This window comes from Streptomyces sp. TRD_SC_5 (assembly GCF_056836825.1).
This window is the reverse complement of the sequence record NZ_JBWZZS010000001.1, coordinates 6,931,334-6,948,854: the sequence shown is the minus strand read 5'-3', so window position 1 is coordinate 6,948,854 and position 17,521 is coordinate 6,931,334. Positions and strand designations below refer to the sequence as shown.

Sequence of the window (17,521 nt, the reverse complement as noted above, 5' to 3'; positions counted from 1 at the left end):
GCTGGGGCTTGGCCGCACACGCCGGTCCACCGGCGGTCCGATGCCTTGCAGCGGCTGCTGCGATCGGCCCGCTGGAACGCCGAAGCGGTCTGTGCGGCGGACCGCAGCAGGCCCGCCACAGCCGCTACCAGCGGCAACTCAACTCGCGATCACGAAGTGCGGGCTGGAGCACTGGCGTCCTGCGTCACCCTCGCCACGAAGGCGTGCAGGTTGCCGAGCGTGCGGGCGATCCGCTCTTCCAGGCTCAGGCTCTCCTCGTACTGGCCGCTGCGCAGCTTGGGCTGCCGCTTGCCCCGTACGTACAGGGAGCAGGCGAGGTCGGCGCAGACGTAGATGCCGACGGTGTTGCCCGCACGGCCCCGGGCGCCTGCCAGCGGCGCTGCGAGAAGCGTGACGCCGGAGGAAGCGTGCCCAGTGAGGCAGAGCTGGCAGAGGCTGGACTTCACCGCGCTGGTGCGGATCGCACCGGGCACCCGCAGGGTGAGCCCGAGCGGCCCGTCCGGCCCCGTGAGGACGAGGTGCGCACGCAGCGGCGCGCCCGGGTCGACCCAGCCGAGGAAGTCCAGGTCCTCCCAGGGGAGTTCAGCGAAGTCGAGGGGGAGTTTCAGGCGCGTCGCCTCGCCCTTGGTGCAGTTCACGAAGGACGACCGGATCTGTTTCTCTCTGAGCGCTTCCACGGGCGTTGACGGTACGGGCCGCCGCACGAGCCCGCATCCGCTTATTCGTACGCACGCCTGGACATGACCACGCGAGACCGATTCCATCCTCGCCCGGGGGCGATGCGCGGCCGGCTGTGCCTGTCCAGCTGACGCGGTGATACGCCGATGACCGTCCCGTAGTTGGCGCTTCCGCGCGAGCCTTGGCGCAGCCGGGCCAGGCGCCACCCGTTGCGGCGCGCCCTGTCCGCCGGTAGGGACCGTAGGCGATCCCCGAAGCGACGGCGGCAGTCACCCAGCGCGCCGAGGTGAACACAAAAGGTTATGGTCCAGTCATATGCCAGACGCATCGTCACGCCAGTCCTTGCATGCGTCGGCTCCCGGTCGTCCCGCTGTCAGAACCGAGGTCCCCGCATGTTCGTACTCTCACGCGCCGGCCGCCCCGCTCTCGCCCTGGGCAGATGGTTGGGCGTCATCGCCGCCGTCACCGCGTTCTCCGTCATCGGCCAGAGCGCCCACGCCGCAACCCCGGAGCCCGTGCCCACGCCCGAGGCGAAGAAGCTCCTCGACTCTGTCGACTCGTTCGAAGCCCTGTACGCCCCGGACGACTCGCGCCCAGCGGCCGACCTGGTCGACAAGCTCCGGGGTGACATCGCCGAGGGCCGGACCCTCGCACACCTCCCCGAGGGCGCCGAGCTGTCGAAGGACGACGCCCTCGTCTGGCGGGCCAAGAAGGACGGAAGCCACGTCGTCAGCATCGGCTACACCGGCAGCGTTGTCGCACCCAGCGCCATCACCGTTGTGTACGACGCCGCGGGCCGGGCCACGGAAGTGAACGAGCAGCTGTACCGGGAGCAGGGCGAGAACCAGGGCCGCGTCACCGTGTGGTCGAACGGCACGCTGCGCCTCGACAAGGTCGTCTCCGCGTCTTCGGCCGCCGACGCGTTCCCGGCCGACGCCGCCGCCAAGAGTTCCTGGTTCCAGCGCTTCGCCGACTGCCTTCGTGCCAACAAGGTCTCGTACTGGATCATCGCCGCCGTCACAGCGGCATGTCTGGTCGCCTGCTCGACCGGAGCGCTGTGCATCCCCTGCGCGGCGATCGTCGCCCGACAGCACCTGAAGGTGATCAAGCACTGCGCGAAGCAGGCGAGCGGGGGCTGACCCGGGCCCCACGCCACAGGGGGCGTACCGCCGCACGACGCCCGGCGGTACGCCTCCTCTTCGGCGACGGAGGCCGGCCGGTGGCGGCTCAGACCGCGTGCACCGCAGCGTGCACCGCAGCGTGCACCCCAGCGGTCAGACCGCCGGCTGCTGCTGCGTGGCGCAGTGGATGCCGCCGCCGCCTTCCGCGAGCGTGTGGATGTCCAGTTGTACGACGGTTCTGCCGGGGTGAAGCTCCCGGACGATCGACGCCGCACGGTCGTCCGCGTCTCGGTCGCCGAAGCGCGGGAGGAGCACCGCGCCGTTGATCACGTAGTAGTTGACGTACGAGCCCAGAAAGTCCGGCCCCCGTTCGCCGAGTCCGGCCGGGTCCGGCTCCGGCAACTCGACGATCTCCAGTTGCTTGCCGCGTGCGTCTGTTGCCGACTTCAGCACGCCACGCGCCTGGTCGTAGGCGCGCGTCCACACGTCCGGCTTGGTTCCGGCCAGTGGGCGGCTCAGCACGACGACTCCGGGCTCGGCGAAACGGGCCAGCGCGTCGACATGGCAGTCCGTGATGTCCTCGCCCCGCACCCCCTTGAACCAGATCACCTTTGATACGCCGAGCAGCTCCTTCAGCCCGGCCTCGATGTCCGCGCGGGAACGGCCCGGATTGCGGTTGGGGTTGACCAGCGAGCTCTCGGTGACCATCAGTGTGCCCGCGCCGTCAGTTTCCAGGGAGCCGCCCTCCGCCGTGATCGGCGCGCTGATCCGCGCCGATCGGTCGCGGGCAAGGAGCCGCTTCGCGACGCGGCCGTCGCGCCGGTGCTCCTGCTTGCCGCCCCAGCCGTTGAAGTGGAAATCGATGCCGGCGATCGCGCCGCCCGGTCCGGTCACGAAGGTGGGGCCGCTGTCGCGCATCCACAAGTCGTCGACGGGGACCGGCACGACCTCGACCGAGGTCCCACATGCCCGCCGGGCCCCGGCTGCCTCCGCTGAGGCTGCCAGCAGGGTGACCGGCTCATGCTCGGCGATCGCCCGTGCGATGCGGGCGACATCACGCTGGACGGCCGGCGCGGCGTCCTCCCACACCGAATCCGACGGCGGCCATGCCATGAACGTGCGCTCATGCCGCTGCGACTCGGCCGGCATCCGATGCCGTGCCGAAGTGCCACCGGGCGTCGGCCGTCCCGCGGCCGATTCACGGCTGGAGGCGGGCGCGCAGGCCGAGGCGAGGAAGCCGACTCCCCCGAGTGCGGCAGCGGTGCCGGACCTGAGCAGTGCCCGCCGTGAGCGCTCCTTCACAACTGTCTCCAACCAGCAGAAGTTTTCCTGACTGAAATTTCAGTCAGGAATGCCAGGCTAACACTGCCCTGCCGGTACGGTGAGGGACTGTGTCAGACCGCCGAACCTTGATCCTTCAGGCCGCCACCCGTGTCATCGCCCGGCGCGGTGTGCGTGGCCTGCGCGTGGAAGAGCTGGCCGCGGAAGCCAAGGTCTCCACCGCGCTCATCTACTACCACTTCGGCGACCGGGCCGGCCTGATGCGCCGCACCCTGGAGTTCATCAGCGAGCGGGCCGAGCGCTACACCGAGCCTTCCGCCTCTCCGCGGTCCGATCCGCGAGCGCATCTGGAGCAGATGCTGCTGCTCGAACTCCAGGACGCGCCCGCGGTGGTGGAGAACAGCATCGCGTGGGGCGAGCTGCGGGCCACCGCCGTCTTCGAACCCGAACAGCGCGAGCAGCTCCGGCAGTCGACGTACGAATGGGTCGAGTACGCCACCGAACTCATCCACCAGGCGCAGGAAGCAGGCACCGTCGGTAAGGACGTGATCGCCGCCGACGCGGCGGAGCGCCTGACGACCCTCGTGGAAGGCCTGAGCGAGCGTTGGCTCAGCGGCTCGACGTCCCTGAATCGCGTCCGCGAACTGCTCCAGGGCGCCCTCGCCTCGGAACTCCGCCTGCCGGGAGGATCAGGGTCAACACCGGCCGGAGGACGCCGTACAGGCTCCCAGGCTTGACTCACCGGAGGCTCGCGACCCGACGGCCGCGCTGTCGGAGAGAAACCCGCTGGCGCACGACCGGGCGGCTCTGACAGGCTCTCCACATGATCTACCGAATCGAGTCCCACCCCGCCCGGTGAGCGCCCCGGAGGAGCGCGGCGCGCTCAGCCCTCGGCCTGCTCTGTACGAATACGCCCTGCGCCTGCATCGCGCGGAGCCCGACGGTCGCCTGCCCATGCGCGGCTACCCCCTCCCCGACCCGCCGCAGCGGGACAACGACCTGGGCTGGGCGGACGCCCAAGCGGCCGTACGGGAAATCCTCGTCCCCCTGCTGAACGCCCCGGACACGGCCTGGGCTGCCGACGAGGTCCACCTCCGCCTCGACGGACTCGGCGCACGAAGCGGCAGCATCCCCACGGCCGTCGCCAATGTGCCCCTGGAGGACCGGGCGACAGCCCGGGCCCTCGCTCGCCGCCTGGCTCGTACGGGCACCAGCACACCCGCCGTGAGGGTCGGTCTCGGACTCCTGGCCCGCCTCGGTGAGCCGGAGGATGTGCCGTATCTCAAGGTCCTCGGTCTGCTGCGCGGCTTCGCCCGCCCGGTCGTCCGGGCGCTCACCGCCCTCGACTCATCGGCTGCGGCCGTGGTGTGGCTGGCCCATCGCGTCGAGGACCGGGAAGTGCGCCACCTGGTCGACGCCATAGCCGCGAACGACGGTCAAGCCGTCCGCACGTCGCTGAAGGCAGTTGCCGTCGGGCCACCCTGCGTAGGGCCCTCGACCGCCCGCCGTATCGCCGAGGCCGTTCGGCTGGCCGACGTCCTCCGTGCGGATCCGGTCGATACCGAGGTCCTGGCCCAGGCGGGCCGGTTGCTGTCCCGGATGACGAGTCCGCCCGACTTCCGTGCCGAGATCCTCTCCTACCGGCAGGCCGTCACGGCCTACGACGCACTACTCACGAGAGCGTCCGAGCTGCCCCCAACCCTCGCCCACTACGCGACCCTCCTCTCCCTCGCCCTAGACCTGCACAGCGGCCCAAGCTTTCTCCTCGACTGGCGCCCCGGACAGCGCGAGGCACTGCTGGCCGCTCTGGAGTCCGTACTGAGTACGCCCGCCTGGGCCGCCGTACCGGACGGCGAGCTCACCGATCCTGTCGAACGCGGCCGGGCCCAGTGGATCCGGCGCGCAGCGCGGCAGCCCTTCACCGCCCCGGCCGCGTCGGCCCGGCTTCGGGTCGAGATCGCCGTGCGCGATCCGGCGGACCCGGCCACCGTCGAGACCCGGTTGCTGATCGACGGCCGCCCCTTGGTGCCGGAGGCCTTCGGCCGGGGCTTTGCCCACTCCCCCGAGTACCTGCTCAACAGCGGTCGCCTGCGGGCCACGGCCGAGCCCCGGGAAGTGCAGCTGGCCGAGGCCTACTGCACCGAGGGATGCTGCGGCGCGCTCCACGTCACCATCTGCCGCGACGGGGAACAGGTCGTGTGGCGCGACTGGCGCCGTCCGGCCACGCCGCCTTCCCGGCAGCAGCCGCCCGAACTCCCCGAGTACCGCTTCGACGCCGCCGACTACGATGCCGAGATCACGCGCGCAGAGAACGATCACTCATGGGAGTGGCCGGCGCGGACCACGGCGCGTTTGATCGCCGCGGGCCTGCGGGACCGGCCGGACCTCCTCACCCGGTGGGACGCCGAGCGTGGCTGGGTCGGCACCGACTTCGCGGCCCCCGACAGGACCGTGCTGTCGTTCATGTACTGGCCGGGTCTCGCCGCCGGGAGGAAGGACAAGGACGGTCCTTTGCTGCAATTCATCTGGAGCCTCCCGGAAGACGACACACCTCCCGAGAAACAGGCCGCCGCCGCGCTGCGGCGCCTGGCCACAGCGGATCCCAAGGTCTACGCGGAGGTCAGGGGCGGCAGTCGCGAGTACGCCGAGGCTCTCGGCTTCCCATGGCCCGAACGCGGCGGCCGCTGACGTGACAGACGGCGCTGGGGCCCTTGAGCGAGATCCAAGCCCTCAGGGCTCCACCGCCGGCACCTCCGCCGCCACGGCCGGGCCGGGCGGCCGGCCGGCCTCGGGGTGGGTGACCCGGAGCTTGGACTGGCCGTGCGGCAGTCGCTCCCAGTCGTCCATGAAGCGGGCTACGAGGCCGTGCTTTTCGGCCAGCCGGATCAGCGTCTGCGTACGGTAGTAGAAGTCTTCGCCCAGCACCTGGTGTTCGGCTCCCTCCGTGCGGTCGAAGGTGAAGTCGAAGAACCCGCCTGGCGCCAGCACCCGTCCGACGTGCGCGAGGCATTCGTCGATGACCTCCGGCGGTGAGTGCGAGAAGACGCTGTGGGCGTGCACCACCGTGAACCACGCGTCGGGAAGGAAGTCCAGCTTGAGGTCCTCGACGGGCGTCAGATACGGGACTCCGGCCTGCAGTCCGTACTGGACCAGGGTCTTCTTGGCCTCGACGAGGATGTCGGGCGAGATGTCGATCCCGTAGTAGTGGCCGGGCTCCAGGTACTCGATGAACCGCCACCCGGCGCGCAGGTTGCCACAGCCGATCTCCAGCATCCGGTCCTGCGGCGTCAGCCCGTGCCCGACCAGGTAGTCGTACTGCATCTGCCCGATGGCCAGCCAGCGGTCGCGCGAGGGCCCGCCGCCGACCGCTGCCTCCGGGCTGCGCGCCGTGTCGGACGCCATCACCGCCCGGTAGTACGCGACATGGCTCCCCCGGTGCCGCAGCCGCAGCCAGCTGTCCCGGCCCGCCCGGCGCAGGTAGGGCAGTACGCGCTTCGGATGCCGCAGCGCGTAACGCACTTTGTGGCCGAGTCCGGAACGGTTCGCCGAGAGGCGCGAAGCGGGTGTCTGCTGCATGACGGCCTCCGTGCCATCGGTGGTCTGCCCCTTGTCGGATGCTAACCACGGGCGCCGGGATGCGCCGCCTCACTCGTTCGGGAGAACCGCTGCGCCGAGTGCCTTCCCCGCGTGGTGGGAGCGGCGCGACCGCCCGCAGCGTGGTGAGGACAGGGCCGGGGAACCGTCACCCGCCGTACCCCCGAGCGAGGCCATGCATGCAGGAGACACACTTCCTCGCCGGCACGCTGGACCGTGTGCCGCGCGAGGCGCGCCCGCGCCGCTTCTCGCTCGCCGCGCCGACCGCGCGTCCGATGCCGCTGGCTGCCGTCGCCGCCGCCTTCGCCCTCATCCACCTCGCCCTGGTCGCACCCGGCCTCGGACTCGGCTGGGACGAGACCGTGTACGTCAGCCAGCTGAGCCCGCAGGCGCCACCCGCCTTCTTCAGCGCGCCCAGGGCCCGGGGCATCACGTACCTCGTCGCCCCGGTCACCGCGGTGACCACCTCGGTCGTGGCGCTCCGCCTGTACATGGCCGTACTGGCCGGCTGTGGCCTGTTCCTCGCGCTGTGGGTGTGGCGACGGCTGTTGCCCACTCCCGTACTCGCGGTCGCCGGGGCCCTGTTCGCGAGCCTGTGGGTCACGATGTTCTACGCCTCGCAGGCGATGCCCAACCTCTGGGTCGCCTACGGGTCCCTCGCCGCGGTGGGATGCTTCCTGCGGGCGGCCAGAGATCCCGGCGACCACCGGGCACTGATCGGCATGTGCGCCGGGGTGGCGTTCGCCGCGCTGATGCGCCCGTCCGACGCGGTGTGGCTCGTACTGGCACTCGCCGTGGCCGCCCTGGTGATGCCGCGTACCCGTCGCAGGGCTCTGCTGGTCTTCGTCGCGGGCGCGGGCGCGGCCGTCGGCTGCGCCGAGTGGGTGGTCGAGGCGTACGTCCACTACGGCGGCCTCCCGGCCCGGCTGCGGCGGGCCAGCGAGATCCAGGGCCACCTGGGCTGGTACTTCGCTGTCGACGACCATGTGCGGGCCCTGGGCGGCCGTGCGCTGTGCCGGCCCTGCGACGTGCCCTGGCGGCACCCTGCCTCCGCCCTCTGGTTCTTCGCGCTGCCCCTGCTCGTGGCGGGCGGCGTGCGGGCCGCCGTCCGTGCCCGGTGCGCCGCGCCGATTGTGCTGGCCACGGTGGTGGGGGCGGTGCTGGCGGCGCCGTATCTGTTCACCGTCGGGTACGCGGCCCCACGTTTCCTGCTGCCGGCGTACGCCCTGCTGGCGCTGCCCGTGGCGCAGTGCCTGGTCCGGGCGTGGGGCCCCCGGCCGCGGTGGCGGCGTACCGCGGCAGCGCTCGTCGCCCTGGCTGTAGTCGCCCACCTGACGATCCAGTACGTACTGGTCGACGGCATCGCGGACCGGGTACGGCGCGACACCGCCGACCTCACCCGGATCGCCGCCGAACTGCGGGCCCAGGGCGTGCGCCCGCCGTGTGTCATCAGCGGCGACGAAGCGGTCCGGGTGGCGTTCCGGACGGGTTGCGCCTCCCGCCAGCCCAGTGGCCACGACGGCAGCACCACGCCGCAGGCCCTTGCCGCCACAGCGCTCCGGCGGCCCGTCGCGGTCCTGGTCTCCGCGGGGGGACGCCCTCCTGCGTACGCCCGCCAGTGGCGCCTCCACCCGCTTCCCGACCTGGGCCGCCGGACCGGTTTCCGCGCCTACGTGTCCGGTGCGGCCGTCCCGCCGGCACCCGGGCTGCCCGGGCGCGCAGCGGTGAGGTGAGACCCGGGGGGCGGGCGCGCCGGCGTCGGCTGTTCGCTGTGTGTCGGCCGCGGCATGGCCGCAAGAGCACCAAGGAGCCGCCGCCGAGCACACATCCATTGACGCGTCCTGGGCGTTGTAGGGGCAACCGGCATTCCCACCTGGCCGCCCTCCAGGGGCGTTTGGAGTACCCATCTTGAAGACCGACATTGAGGCCGTCCTTCGCGTGACAGGAGTCGCCGTCGCCGCAGGAGCCGTCCTGACGGCCGGACCGTTGTCCGCCCCGGCGCAGGCCGACACTCTGAGGACACCCACGATCGTCGCCAAGGGCGGCTTCGTGATGAACAACGGCACCGGGAAGACCCTCTTCGCCAAGGCCGCGGACAGGCGTCTTCCGACCGGCTCCACCGCCAAGATCATGACGGCTCGGGTGGTGCTCGCGCAAAGGAACCTCAACCTGGATTCCAAGGTCACGATCCAGAAGGCGTACAGCGACTACATCGTCTCGAAAACCGCGTCGTCGGCCCGCCTGATCGTCGGTGACAAGGTCACCGTCCGCCAGCTCCTGTACGGGCTCATGCTCCCGTCCGGCTGCGACGCGGCGTACGCACTGGCGGACAAGTACGGCAGCGGGTCCACGCGGGCCAAGCGTGTGAAGTCGTTCATCGGCAAGATGAACTCGACTGCCAGGAGCCTCGGTCTGAAGAACACGCACTTCGACTCGTTCGACGGCATCGGCCACACCTCGAACTACTCGACGCCGCGCGACCTGACGAAGCTCGCCAGCAACGCGATGAAGTACTCGTTGTTCCGCAAGGTCGTGAAGACCAAGTCGACCAAACAGAAGGTCACGACGAGAAACAACGGCTACCGCTACATGTCGTGGACCAACACCAACAACCTGCTGGGCAGTTACTCGGGAACCATTGGCGTCAAGACCGGCTCGGGTCCGGAAGCCAGGTACTGCTTGGTCTATGCCGCCACGCGGGGCGGCAAGACGGTCATCGGCACGGTACTCGCGTCCTCCTCGCAGGCGCACCGCACGACGGACGCGAAGAAGCTGATGAACTACGGCTTCAAGAAGTAGCAGCCAGGCAGTACGGCGGGGGCGGGGGCCTGAACCCGGCCCCGCCCCCGCCGGACCCGCCCTCAATTGACCCATGATTCCGGCATGGAAATGCACCCGCTGACGGGTCTCTTGGCTGCCTAGAGTCGTAGCCACAAGGCCACGGGAGAGCCCGCGACCACAGCTCAGCGCAGGGAGTACGACCATGAACGCCACCGCACTCACGCCGGTTCTGACCCGCGCCGCCACCGCCGAGACCACCAGTGACCCGAGCAGCGTCATGACCCTGCTCACCGACTCCGGGGCCGACGGCAGCTCGCTGACCAGCTACCGCTCGCAGTTCGCCAAGGGCGCTGTGGGCGCGCCGGCCCACTTTCACACCCGTGCCTCGGAGCTCTTCTTCGTCATCGGCGGCAGCCTGCGCGTGCTCATCGGCGACGAGGTCAAGACCCTCGACGAGGGCGACCTGCTGCTCGTACCGCCGCACACTCCGCACGCCTTCGCGGCGGCTCCCGGCGCCGAAGCCGACGTGCTGTTCGTCTTCACGCCGGGCATGCCGCGCTTCGACTACCTCCGGCTGCTCGGCCGGGTCATGCGGGGCGAGGCGAGCCCGGCGGAAATCAAGGAGTCCTCCGAGCACTTCGACAACCACTACGTGGACAGCCCGGTGTGGCGCGCCGCCCTGGAAGCAGCGAACTGACCCGCCGGGTCCCTGGCCGCGCGAGCGATGACATTGTCCGCCGCGGGCAGGCGCAGGCACAGGTGCCGTGCGGCTGCGTACTCTGGGACCAGGATGTCCTGCACCGCTCGCGGAGGTTCGCCATGACCCGCGGTCACCGTTTTCACCTCGATCAGGACGGACACTCGATCAGCGTCCAGGTCGGCCGGCCCGCCGACGGCATCGAGGTCCTGGTGGACGGCAAGGTCGTCGCCTACCGGCGGGGCCACGTCAAGGGCCTCACGGTCCTCGATGCGGAGCTGCCCGAGGAGCCGCCCCGGCCCTTCCGCATCGTTGTCGAGAACATGAGCGGCGAGCTTTTCTGCGCGATGGAGGCCTCCGGCTCGCGCTTCCTCATGCCACAGGTGCCCTTGTGGCGTCCGCAGGAGCCGGAGGAGCCGCCTCCTGCGCGCGCCAGGCCGACGTCACGTCCCCTGAGGCGTCTGCGCAGATTGCTGCGGCGACTGTGAACCGCGTACCTGCCGTGCGGCGACCGCGGTGGTGACTGGTGCGGCGGCGGGCACAGCCGGATGAGAAGCGGGCGCTTCAGGCCCGCTTGGCGGCGAACGGGCCGCCGGAGCCGAAGGCCAGGGCGGCGAAGCGTTCCCCGATGCGGCGGTGGGTGGCGGCGTCCGGGTGGAGTTGGTCGGGCAGCGGCAGCTCGGCGAAGTCCGCCTCGCCGTAGAGGTCACGGCCGTCGAGGTAGTGCAGGTTCGGGTCGTCGGCTGCGCGCTGCTTCACGAGGCGGGCCAGTTCGCCCCGGATGACGTTGAGGGTCAGCTTCCCGCCGGCCGTTTCCGCGGGATCGCCCGCGGCCCGGAACTGGAGCTTCCCCGCGCTGAGGTTGCTGAAGTCCGGGGCACTGGGGCCCGGAGTGTCCTCGTGGATGGGGCACAGGATCGGCGAGACGACCAGCAGCGGAGTGGTGGGGTGGCCCTCGCGGATGGTGTCGAGGAAGCCGTGCACCGCTGGTCCGAAGGCGCGCAGGCGCATCACGTCGGTGTTGACGAGGTTGATGCCGATCTTGACGCTGATCAGGTCAGCCGGGGTGTCGCGCAGGGCGCGGGCGGTGAAGGGGTCGAGCAGGGCGCTGCCGCCCAGTCCCAGGTTGGTCAGCTCCACACCGCCGAGGGAACCGGCCAGCGCGGGCCAGGTGGTGCTGGGGCTCGCGGCGTCGGAGCCGTGGCTTATCGAACTGCCGTGATGCAGCCACCTCTTGCGGCCGCCATCCGGCAGCGGCTCGACGGGGGCGTCGGTGCGCAGGGCGACCAGCTCGGTGATCTCGTTGTACGGCAGCCAGATCTCAACGTCCTTGACGCGGTCGGGGAGGCCGGAGAACCGGGCGGTCCCGGCGGGTCCGGGCCGGTTTTCCACCGACCCGGTGGTCATGTCCACCATCAGGACGTTGCCACCGGTCACACTGGCCTGCCCGGCCGGCCGGCCGTCGACGAGCAGGTCGTACACGCCATCGGGACGGGGCGGGGCGCCCTGGTAGGCGTTCTTGGTGCGGAGTGCGTCCAGCTCGACGGCAGTGGCCCTGGTGCGGAACACCAGCCGTACGCCGGAGGGCTGGGCCTCCGCCATGGCCAGTTGCCCGTCGGCGCACTGCGCACGGGCCCGGGCGGGCAGCCGGTGCGGCAGCAGCCCGTGTTCGGTGCGCTCCAGGTCCAGGGCGCCGCGCAGGAGGTCCGTGGTGATGGGCGTGGTGATCCAGTCCGTCGCCCGGGCTGCCGTAGGGGCGCCGGGGACGTCGTCGAGCCGGTCGTTCATGGTTGCATGGTGCCGGTCGGATACATGGGCTGGCCAATTATTTTCCGCCCACCCACCCGGCGGCTGACGGGTAGCGGCCGGCGGGTAGGCGGAATCTAGCCGTTCAGCAGGCCGAGCAGGGCGCGGGCCGCCGGGCTCGTGACCTCCTCGCGGGGCAGCGCGGTCACACTGCTGTACGTGAGCCGCCCCACGCCGGCCAGCGGGACCGCTCGCAGCCCCTTCGCCTCCGGTTTGCGCGCGAAGTGCTGGGGAACGAGCGCGACGCCGAGTGACTCGCGGACCAGCTCCAGCAGGCTGTGGACGTCATTGACCTCCAGTGCGACCTGGCGGCCGACACCGGCGGCGGCGAACGCCGCGTCGCCCACCCTGCGCGGCCCCCAGTCGGAGTGGAAGTCGATGAAGGGCTCGTCGCGCAGCCGGCGCCAGGAGACCTCCTCGGCCGGGCCCAGCGCGTGGTCCGGGTGGCACAGCAGCAGCATCGGTTCGTCCGTGAGCGGCACCATCCGTACGGTCCGGGGCGTGTCCCCGCAGTCGATGGCGAAGGCCAGGTCGAGCCGCCCGCTGCCGACCTCCTCCATGAGCTGCGCCGAGCCTGCCTGACGGAGCCGGATCTCCACCTGCGGGTGCCGCTCATGGAAGCGCGCCAACAGCCGGGGAACGTGCACGCCCGCGATGCACTGCTCGGTGCCCACGGTGAGTGTGCCGCGCAGGAGCCCCTGGACCGCGGCCACGGCGTCCTTCGCGGCGCGGGCGGCCGCCAGGGTACGCCGCGCCTCGGCCAGCAGCGCGCGCCCCGCCTCGGTCAGGCCGACCGACCGGGTGGTGCGGGCGAACAGCGCCGTGCCGAGCTCCCGCTCCAGCTCGCGCACGGACGCCGACAGCCCGGACTGCGACACCATCAGCCTCTCCGCGGCTCGGGTGAAGTGGCACTCTTCGGCCACCGTGACGAAGTACTCCAGGTGTCTCAGCTCCATGATTCAGAAGCTTAGCTTCTCAAATCATTCGCATTCTTCTGTTGGACGGGATGACGGCGACCGGACAAGCTGGGTAAGCGGTCCGCTCTTCGCACCGTGCACCCCGTCGACCCGCACTCCCCAGAGGAGACCCACGTGTACTCCGCCCACTCCGGCCGGTACGACGCCATGCCGTACCGCCGTGTCGGCCGCAGCGGCCTGAAGCTGCCGGCGCTTTCGCTCGGCCTGTGGCACAACTTCGGAAGCGACCGCGGCCTCGACACCCAGCGCGAGATCCTGAGGTGCGCCTTCGACCTGGGGATCACGCACTTCGACCTTGCCAACAACTACGGCCCGCCGCCCGGAGAGGCCGAGACTGTCTTCGGCCGCATCTTCGCGGAGGACCTCGCGCCGTACCGGGACGAGGTCGTCATCTCCACGAAGGCCGGTTATCTGATGTGGCCCGGTCCGTACGGCGAGTGGGGCTCGCGGAAGTATCTGCTCGCGTCCCTCGACCAGAGCCTGCGCCGGATGCGGCTCGGCCATGTCGACATCTTCTACTCGCACCGCTACGACCCGGACACCCCGCTCGAAGAGACCATGGGGGCGCTGCACACCGCCGTCCGGCAGGGCAAGGCGCTGTACGCGGGCATCTCCAACTACCCCGTCGAGGCGACGCGGAGGGCCGCGGCGATCCTGCGCGAGCTCGGCACACCCGTGCTGATCCACCAGCCCCGCTACTCGATGCTGGACCGCGCTCCGGAGGACGGACTGCTGGACACCCTGCGGGAGGTGGGAGCCGGCGCCATCGCCTACTCGCCGCTCGCCCAGGGGCTGCTCACGGACCGCTATCTGGACGGCGTCCCCGAAGGCTCACGCGCCGCCGGTACGAGCCCGTTCCTGACGGCGGACGCGGTGACGGATCCGCTGGTGTCGCGTCTGCGGGCACTGAACGAACTGGCGGGTGAGCGAGGCCAGTCACTGGCCCAGCTCGCGCTCGCCTGGGTGCTGCGCGACGAGACGGTGACCTCCGCGGTCGTCGGTGCGAGCAGCGCACGCCAGCTCCGCAACAGCGTCGAGACGATTGCCCGGCTTGATTTCGACGAGGCCGAACTCCAGCGCGTCGAGGCGATCCTCGCCAAGAACTGACCTCGGACCGTACGCCTGCTCGTGTGCCCGGGTGTCGACGAACTGGTCGAAGTAGCGGCCCGTGACGGACTCGAGGTCCGGGTCGATGAGCAGGCGCACGGTCGGCCGCACCCCCTCGTCGATGTCCATCAGATGGGCCGGGTGGAGGGGGTTCACGCTTACACCAGTACGTTCGAGTTCGGCGGCCAGCTCGAAGGTCGCCATGATAATCGCGAGTTTGCTGCGGCAAGCGCACCTGGTCCAGATCGGCGAGGTAGGTGCGGACGGTGGCGTCAGGAGCGGCGGCGCGCACTTCGGCTGTGACGGAGTCGAGACGGCCGCGGTCGCGGCCGTGCGGCAGGACGGCGAGCCGCTGCCTTCACCCGCTGGGCGTGGCCCGGCTTCGTAACGCTCACCGGGTCCGTTCGTTGATCGTCGGGAACAATTCCGCAACAGAGGTGGGCTCATGAAACTTCGTTCAGCGGCCGCAGCAGCGGCTCTCAATCTCCTTGTACTCGGCAGTGCGGCGTCATCGGCGCAGGCCGCGGGCCCGGAGCAGTTCGTCCTGGGCGCTTCTGACACGCTCACGAAGACCTCGCTCGACCTCGCGTACTTGATGGACCGGCAGACGACGACCGTGGTCGGCCCTGGTCCGGTCGTCGACACGGACACGTTCAAGGACACCACGTCGGCCGTTGGCCTGGACCGAAAGAACATGGGGCACCAGCGGTAACCGCCACGCCGCCCGGACCCCGTGCCGGTCGACCATGGCGGCTCGCGGCTGCGGCGAGGCGCCGACGTCGGCGGCCGTCAGCCGGCCCTCGTGCGCAAGCCGCACCGCGGCGTCCTCGCAGCGCGCGGCCGGCGCGGCGCCCGGGCGGGGCGGCCGACTCGTTCAGCGGCACTGGCCGACGCCACGCAGCCAGGCGGCCAAGGTGCGAGCCATGGGCTCCCCCGCAGGCCGATGGGGTTGTACGGGAGAGGACTATCCTGGGCACAGGGGTCCTTCGCCCTTGGAGCAGTCGATGCGCGACCACAGTCCCGACCGGGAGCAGCGGCGGCGCGGGCCTGAGCCTCCCCCGCCCGAGAGCCGACGCCGCGCCCTCAGGCTGAGACGCCTGCTGGCGAGGGTCCACATGCCGCTGTTCCTCGCCCTTGCCGTGCTGTTCGGCGTATGGGCGTGGCGATCACAAGCGGGCTCCGCTCCCAGCTCATGGGCTCTGGGGGCCATGGCGCTGCTCTTCGCCGTTCTGGCGCTGCTGGCACTTGTTGATGTTGCCGTTATCAGGCACCCTCACCGTCGCCGGAGCACTCGCCGCTGACCATACGCGGTCTCCGCCGCCGTCCGCGGGGCGAGGCCTGGGTCCAACTCCCGCCAAACACAGCGTACTTGGCCGAACAGGCACGTCCGACCACAGATCGCGGGCAGCACGGCGACGCCCGCGTCGCCCCCAGCATCGGGATGATCCGTACCCGCCTCGCAGCCGACCGCGACCCGGCGGACCACAACGCGTCCACGCCCTCACCAGGACGGCGCTCTACCACAACCGATGGGCCCGTACCGCGGAAACAGCGCTACAACGGCTTGATCCGGGAGCCAGGAACCGTTTTCGGACAACGATCCGCGTCTCACGAGCCCACAGACAACCCGTGCTGCCCTCCGCCAACTCTCACGGGCCGGAAACAGTTTCGCGATCAGAGCCTTTCGCGCCTCAGTCGGCCCGACCGGTTTCCGTGCGCCGGCTGTTCATCCACCGTCCAGCAGGCACGTGGAAGACCATTCGGAAAACGAGGAACGATGACCAGATTCCGCCAAGCCCGTCCATGGCGTGCGGTGACCGCTGCCGCTGCTGCGATCGCTGTGACCGCCGGCGTCGTCGCCGCCGCGCCCGACGCCGAAAAGGCACAGTCCACGCCGAAGCTCAAGCTGATCGCCGCCTCGGCGTCGGTGACGCTCAACTCGTGGAAGGAAGAGCCTGGCGTCTACCTGGACCTCGGTACGTACGTCACAGCCGAGAACGGCCCCCTTGAACTCAAGGTGACCCGTAAGTCCTACAAGGACCCTGTCGTGGCCACGCAGATCATCCGCGAGGGGACAAAGACGCGAACCAAGACCCTCCCCCAGGGCCTGGTGAAGGACTTCGCGGGGCTGCCGGGGTTTGCCCAGGTCACCGTCACGGACGCGGCCGGCAGGAAGGTGCTGGACAAGGCGGAGGCCTTCTGTCCGAACAACGCCTCCGGCCGGGTACGGCCCGACGCCCCGGCCAAGTCGAAGTACCCCGAGAGCTGTCCCGGCAACCCGTTCACTCTCGGTTCGGTGTGGGGCGTCGAGAACGGCTGGGCGTCCAACACGTACGCGGGCTACTACTCCGATCCGGTGGCCCTGCCGGCCGGGAAGTACACCGCCAAGGTGTCTGTGACGAAGCGCTACCGCGACCTGTTCGGCATGGAGAACAAGCCTCAGACGATCAAGGTGACCGTACGCGAGCGCAGCTACGAGGACGGTCCGGGGGCGGCGGCCGCCATGAGCCACAGTTCGCACTCGGCCGGACACGGCGGTCACGGCGCGATGCGCGCGCCCGCGCCCGCCGCCGCGACGAGCGGGGCGGGTCCGTCGTACAACGTGGGTCACGGGCCCCACACTCCCGCACCGCCCGCCCTCCCGTGGGCACTCAAGAAGACGGCTCTCAGGGCGGCGCCCGTGGGTGACGGGGCCGGGCAGACGGACGGCTCCCGGAAGGCTCCGGCGGTGAAGCCCGCCACGAAGCGGCCGACCGGCACACCTACCGTGCCGGACGTCCCCAAGCCGGACCTCCGTTCGCTGCCGGCCTACGGCATCACCATCAGTAAGGGACAAGGCAACACCGCCCGCAAGGACTACCTGGCCTTCAGCGCCAACGTGTGGAACGCGGGTCCGGCGCAGCTGGTGGTCGACGGCTTCCGCACCCCCGGCAAGGAGCTGATGGACGCCTATCAGTACTTCTACGACGCCGACGGGAAGCAGGTCGGTTACACGCCGACCGGCACCATGGAGTGGGACCCGCGCGCGGGTCACGAGCACTGGCACTTCACCGACTTCGCCAGCTACCGGCTGCTCAAGGCCGACAAGAAGGAGTCGGTGCGCAGCGGCAAGGAGGCCTTCTGCCTGGCCAACACCGATGCGGTCGACTACACGGTGAAGAACGCCAACTGGCACCCGGGCAACACCGACCTGTCCACCGCGTGCGGACAGGAGAACTCGATCTCGGTCCGGGAAGTGCTCGACGTCGGCTCCGGCGACACGTACACCCAGGACCTTCCCGGCCAGTCCTTCGACATCACGAATCTGGCGAACGGCACGTACTACATCCAGGTGCTGGCCAACCCCGAGAAGCGGCTCAAGGAGACCAGCCTCACCAACAACAGTGCTCTGCGCAAGGTCGTCCTGGGCGGCAGTCCGGGCGCTCGTACGGTGACCGTCCCGGCCCATGACCTGGTCAACGCCAACTGACATCCGCTCG

Annotated in this window: 15 protein-coding genes; 10 read left to right on the top strand and 5 right to left on the bottom strand. The window is 70.4% G+C overall.

All coding sequences use genetic code 11. From position 1 onward, the window contains the following. Window positions 1-149 precede the first annotated feature (149 nt). A complete protein-coding gene (locus AC1P0E_RS31705; RefSeq protein ID WP_482745543.1) occupies window positions 150-677 on the bottom strand; it encodes an FBP domain-containing protein in 528 nt (175 codons plus the stop codon). Between the two features lie 393 nt (window positions 678-1,070). On the opposite strand from AC1P0E_RS31705, the gene AC1P0E_RS31700 reads away from it, so the two are divergent. Next, a complete protein-coding gene (locus tag AC1P0E_RS31700; RefSeq protein WP_482745542.1) occupies window positions 1,071-1,817 on the top strand; it encodes a hypothetical protein in 747 nt (248 codons plus the stop codon). Window positions 1,818-1,952: 135 nt separating this feature from the next. On the opposite strand, the gene AC1P0E_RS31695 is transcribed toward AC1P0E_RS31700, so the two are convergent. Next, on the bottom strand, window positions 1,953-3,101 hold the full coding sequence (locus AC1P0E_RS31695; protein ID WP_482745541.1) for an agmatine deiminase family protein: 1,149 nt from the start codon (window positions 3,099-3,101) through the stop codon (window positions 1,953-1,955). Window positions 3,102-3,190: 89 nt separating this feature from the next. On the opposite strand from AC1P0E_RS31695, the gene AC1P0E_RS31690 reads away from it, so the two are divergent. Further along, window positions 3,191-3,817, top strand: coding sequence for a TetR/AcrR family transcriptional regulator (locus tag AC1P0E_RS31690; protein WP_482745540.1), 627 nt, complete (start codon window positions 3,191-3,193; stop codon window positions 3,815-3,817). A gap of 118 nt (window positions 3,818-3,935) precedes the next feature. Further along, window positions 3,936-5,768: a serine/threonine-protein kinase gene (locus AC1P0E_RS31685; protein WP_482745539.1), complete on the top strand. Its 1,833-nt coding sequence runs from the start codon at window positions 3,936-3,938 to the stop codon at window positions 5,766-5,768. 42 nt (window positions 5,769-5,810) lie between these two features. Here AC1P0E_RS31685 and AC1P0E_RS31680 read toward each other — a convergent pair whose 3' ends face one another. Further along, entirely contained in the window at window positions 5,811-6,656 is an 846-nt protein-coding gene (locus AC1P0E_RS31680; RefSeq protein ID WP_482745538.1) for a class I SAM-dependent methyltransferase, read from the bottom strand. A gap of 197 nt (window positions 6,657-6,853) precedes the next feature. Here AC1P0E_RS31680 and AC1P0E_RS31675 point away from each other — a divergent pair, with 197 nt between their 5' ends. From AC1P0E_RS31675 to AC1P0E_RS31660, 4 genes are all read left to right on the top strand, one after another. Then, window positions 6,854-8,407, top strand: a complete 1,554-nt coding sequence (locus tag AC1P0E_RS31675) for a hypothetical protein (protein ID WP_482745537.1) — start codon at window positions 6,854-6,856, stop codon at window positions 8,405-8,407. Between the two features lie 175 nt (window positions 8,408-8,582). Next, window positions 8,583-9,473 carry a D-alanyl-D-alanine carboxypeptidase family protein gene (locus tag AC1P0E_RS31670; RefSeq protein WP_482745536.1) on the top strand — a complete coding sequence of 297 codons (891 nt, stop codon included), beginning with the start codon at window positions 8,583-8,585 and terminating at the stop codon, window positions 9,471-9,473. Window positions 9,474-9,657: 184 nt separating this feature from the next. Next, window positions 9,658-10,152, top strand: a complete 495-nt coding sequence (locus tag AC1P0E_RS31665) for a cupin domain-containing protein (RefSeq protein WP_482745535.1) — start codon at window positions 9,658-9,660, stop codon at window positions 10,150-10,152. A gap of 122 nt (window positions 10,153-10,274) precedes the next feature. Further along, window positions 10,275-10,640 (top strand): hypothetical protein, encoded by a 366-nt coding sequence (locus AC1P0E_RS31660; protein ID WP_482745534.1) that lies wholly within the window; start codon window positions 10,275-10,277, stop codon window positions 10,638-10,640. A 76-nt stretch (window positions 10,641-10,716) separates the two neighbouring features. Here AC1P0E_RS31660 and AC1P0E_RS31655 read toward each other — a convergent pair whose 3' ends face one another. Next, window positions 10,717-11,940 (bottom strand): GDSL-type esterase/lipase family protein, encoded by a 1,224-nt coding sequence (locus tag AC1P0E_RS31655; RefSeq protein ID WP_482745533.1) that lies wholly within the window; start codon window positions 11,938-11,940, stop codon window positions 10,717-10,719. A gap of 95 nt (window positions 11,941-12,035) precedes the next feature. Next, on the bottom strand, window positions 12,036-12,914 hold the full coding sequence (locus tag AC1P0E_RS31650; protein ID WP_482745532.1) for a LysR family transcriptional regulator: 879 nt from the start codon (window positions 12,912-12,914) through the stop codon (window positions 12,036-12,038). Window positions 12,915-13,049: 135 nt separating this feature from the next. Here AC1P0E_RS31650 and AC1P0E_RS31645 point away from each other — a divergent pair, with 135 nt between their 5' ends. The 3 genes from AC1P0E_RS31645 (at window position 13,050) to AC1P0E_RS31635 (ending at window position 17,511) form a co-directional block, all read left to right on the top strand. Continuing rightward, window positions 13,050-14,042 (top strand): aldo/keto reductase, encoded by a 993-nt coding sequence (locus tag AC1P0E_RS31645; protein WP_482745531.1) that lies wholly within the window; start codon window positions 13,050-13,052, stop codon window positions 14,040-14,042. A 445-nt stretch (window positions 14,043-14,487) separates the two neighbouring features. Then, window positions 14,488-14,754 (top strand): hypothetical protein, encoded by a 267-nt coding sequence (locus AC1P0E_RS31640; RefSeq protein ID WP_482745530.1) that lies wholly within the window; start codon window positions 14,488-14,490, stop codon window positions 14,752-14,754. A gap of 1,065 nt (window positions 14,755-15,819) precedes the next feature. Further along, window positions 15,820-17,511 carry a lysyl oxidase family protein gene (locus AC1P0E_RS31635; RefSeq protein WP_482745529.1) on the top strand — a complete coding sequence of 564 codons (1,692 nt, stop codon included), beginning with the start codon at window positions 15,820-15,822 and terminating at the stop codon, window positions 17,509-17,511. The last annotated feature ends 10 nt before the right edge of the window (window positions 17,512-17,521 follow it).

What these genes read in the sequence shown, in the direction of transcription:
- AC1P0E_RS31635 (WP_482745529.1), top strand. Translation starts at nt 15,820, where the DNA reads ATGACCAGATTCCGCCAAGCCCGTCCATGGCGTGCGGTGACCGCTGCC.
- AC1P0E_RS31675 (WP_482745537.1), top strand. Translation starts at nt 6,854, where the DNA reads ATGCAGGAGACACACTTCCTCGCCGGCACGCTGGACCGTGTGCCGCGC.
- AC1P0E_RS31700 (WP_482745542.1), top strand. Translation starts at nt 1,071, where the DNA reads ATGTTCGTACTCTCACGCGCCGGCCGCCCCGCTCTCGCCCTGGGCAGA.
- AC1P0E_RS31665 (WP_482745535.1), top strand. Translation starts at nt 9,658, where the DNA reads ATGAACGCCACCGCACTCACGCCGGTTCTGACCCGCGCCGCCACCGCC.
- AC1P0E_RS31640 (WP_482745530.1), top strand. Translation starts at nt 14,488, where the DNA reads ATGAAACTTCGTTCAGCGGCCGCAGCAGCGGCTCTCAATCTCCTTGTA.
- AC1P0E_RS31655 (WP_482745533.1), bottom strand. Translation starts at nt 11,940, where the DNA reads ATGAACGACCGGCTCGACGACGTCCCCGGCGCCCCTACGGCAGCCCGG.
- AC1P0E_RS31680 (WP_482745538.1), bottom strand. Translation starts at nt 6,656, where the DNA reads ATGCAGCAGACACCCGCTTCGCGCCTCTCGGCGAACCGTTCCGGACTC.
- AC1P0E_RS31660 (WP_482745534.1), top strand. Translation starts at nt 10,275, where the DNA reads ATGACCCGCGGTCACCGTTTTCACCTCGATCAGGACGGACACTCGATC.
- AC1P0E_RS31650 (WP_482745532.1), bottom strand. Translation starts at nt 12,914, where the DNA reads ATGGAGCTGAGACACCTGGAGTACTTCGTCACGGTGGCCGAAGAGTGC.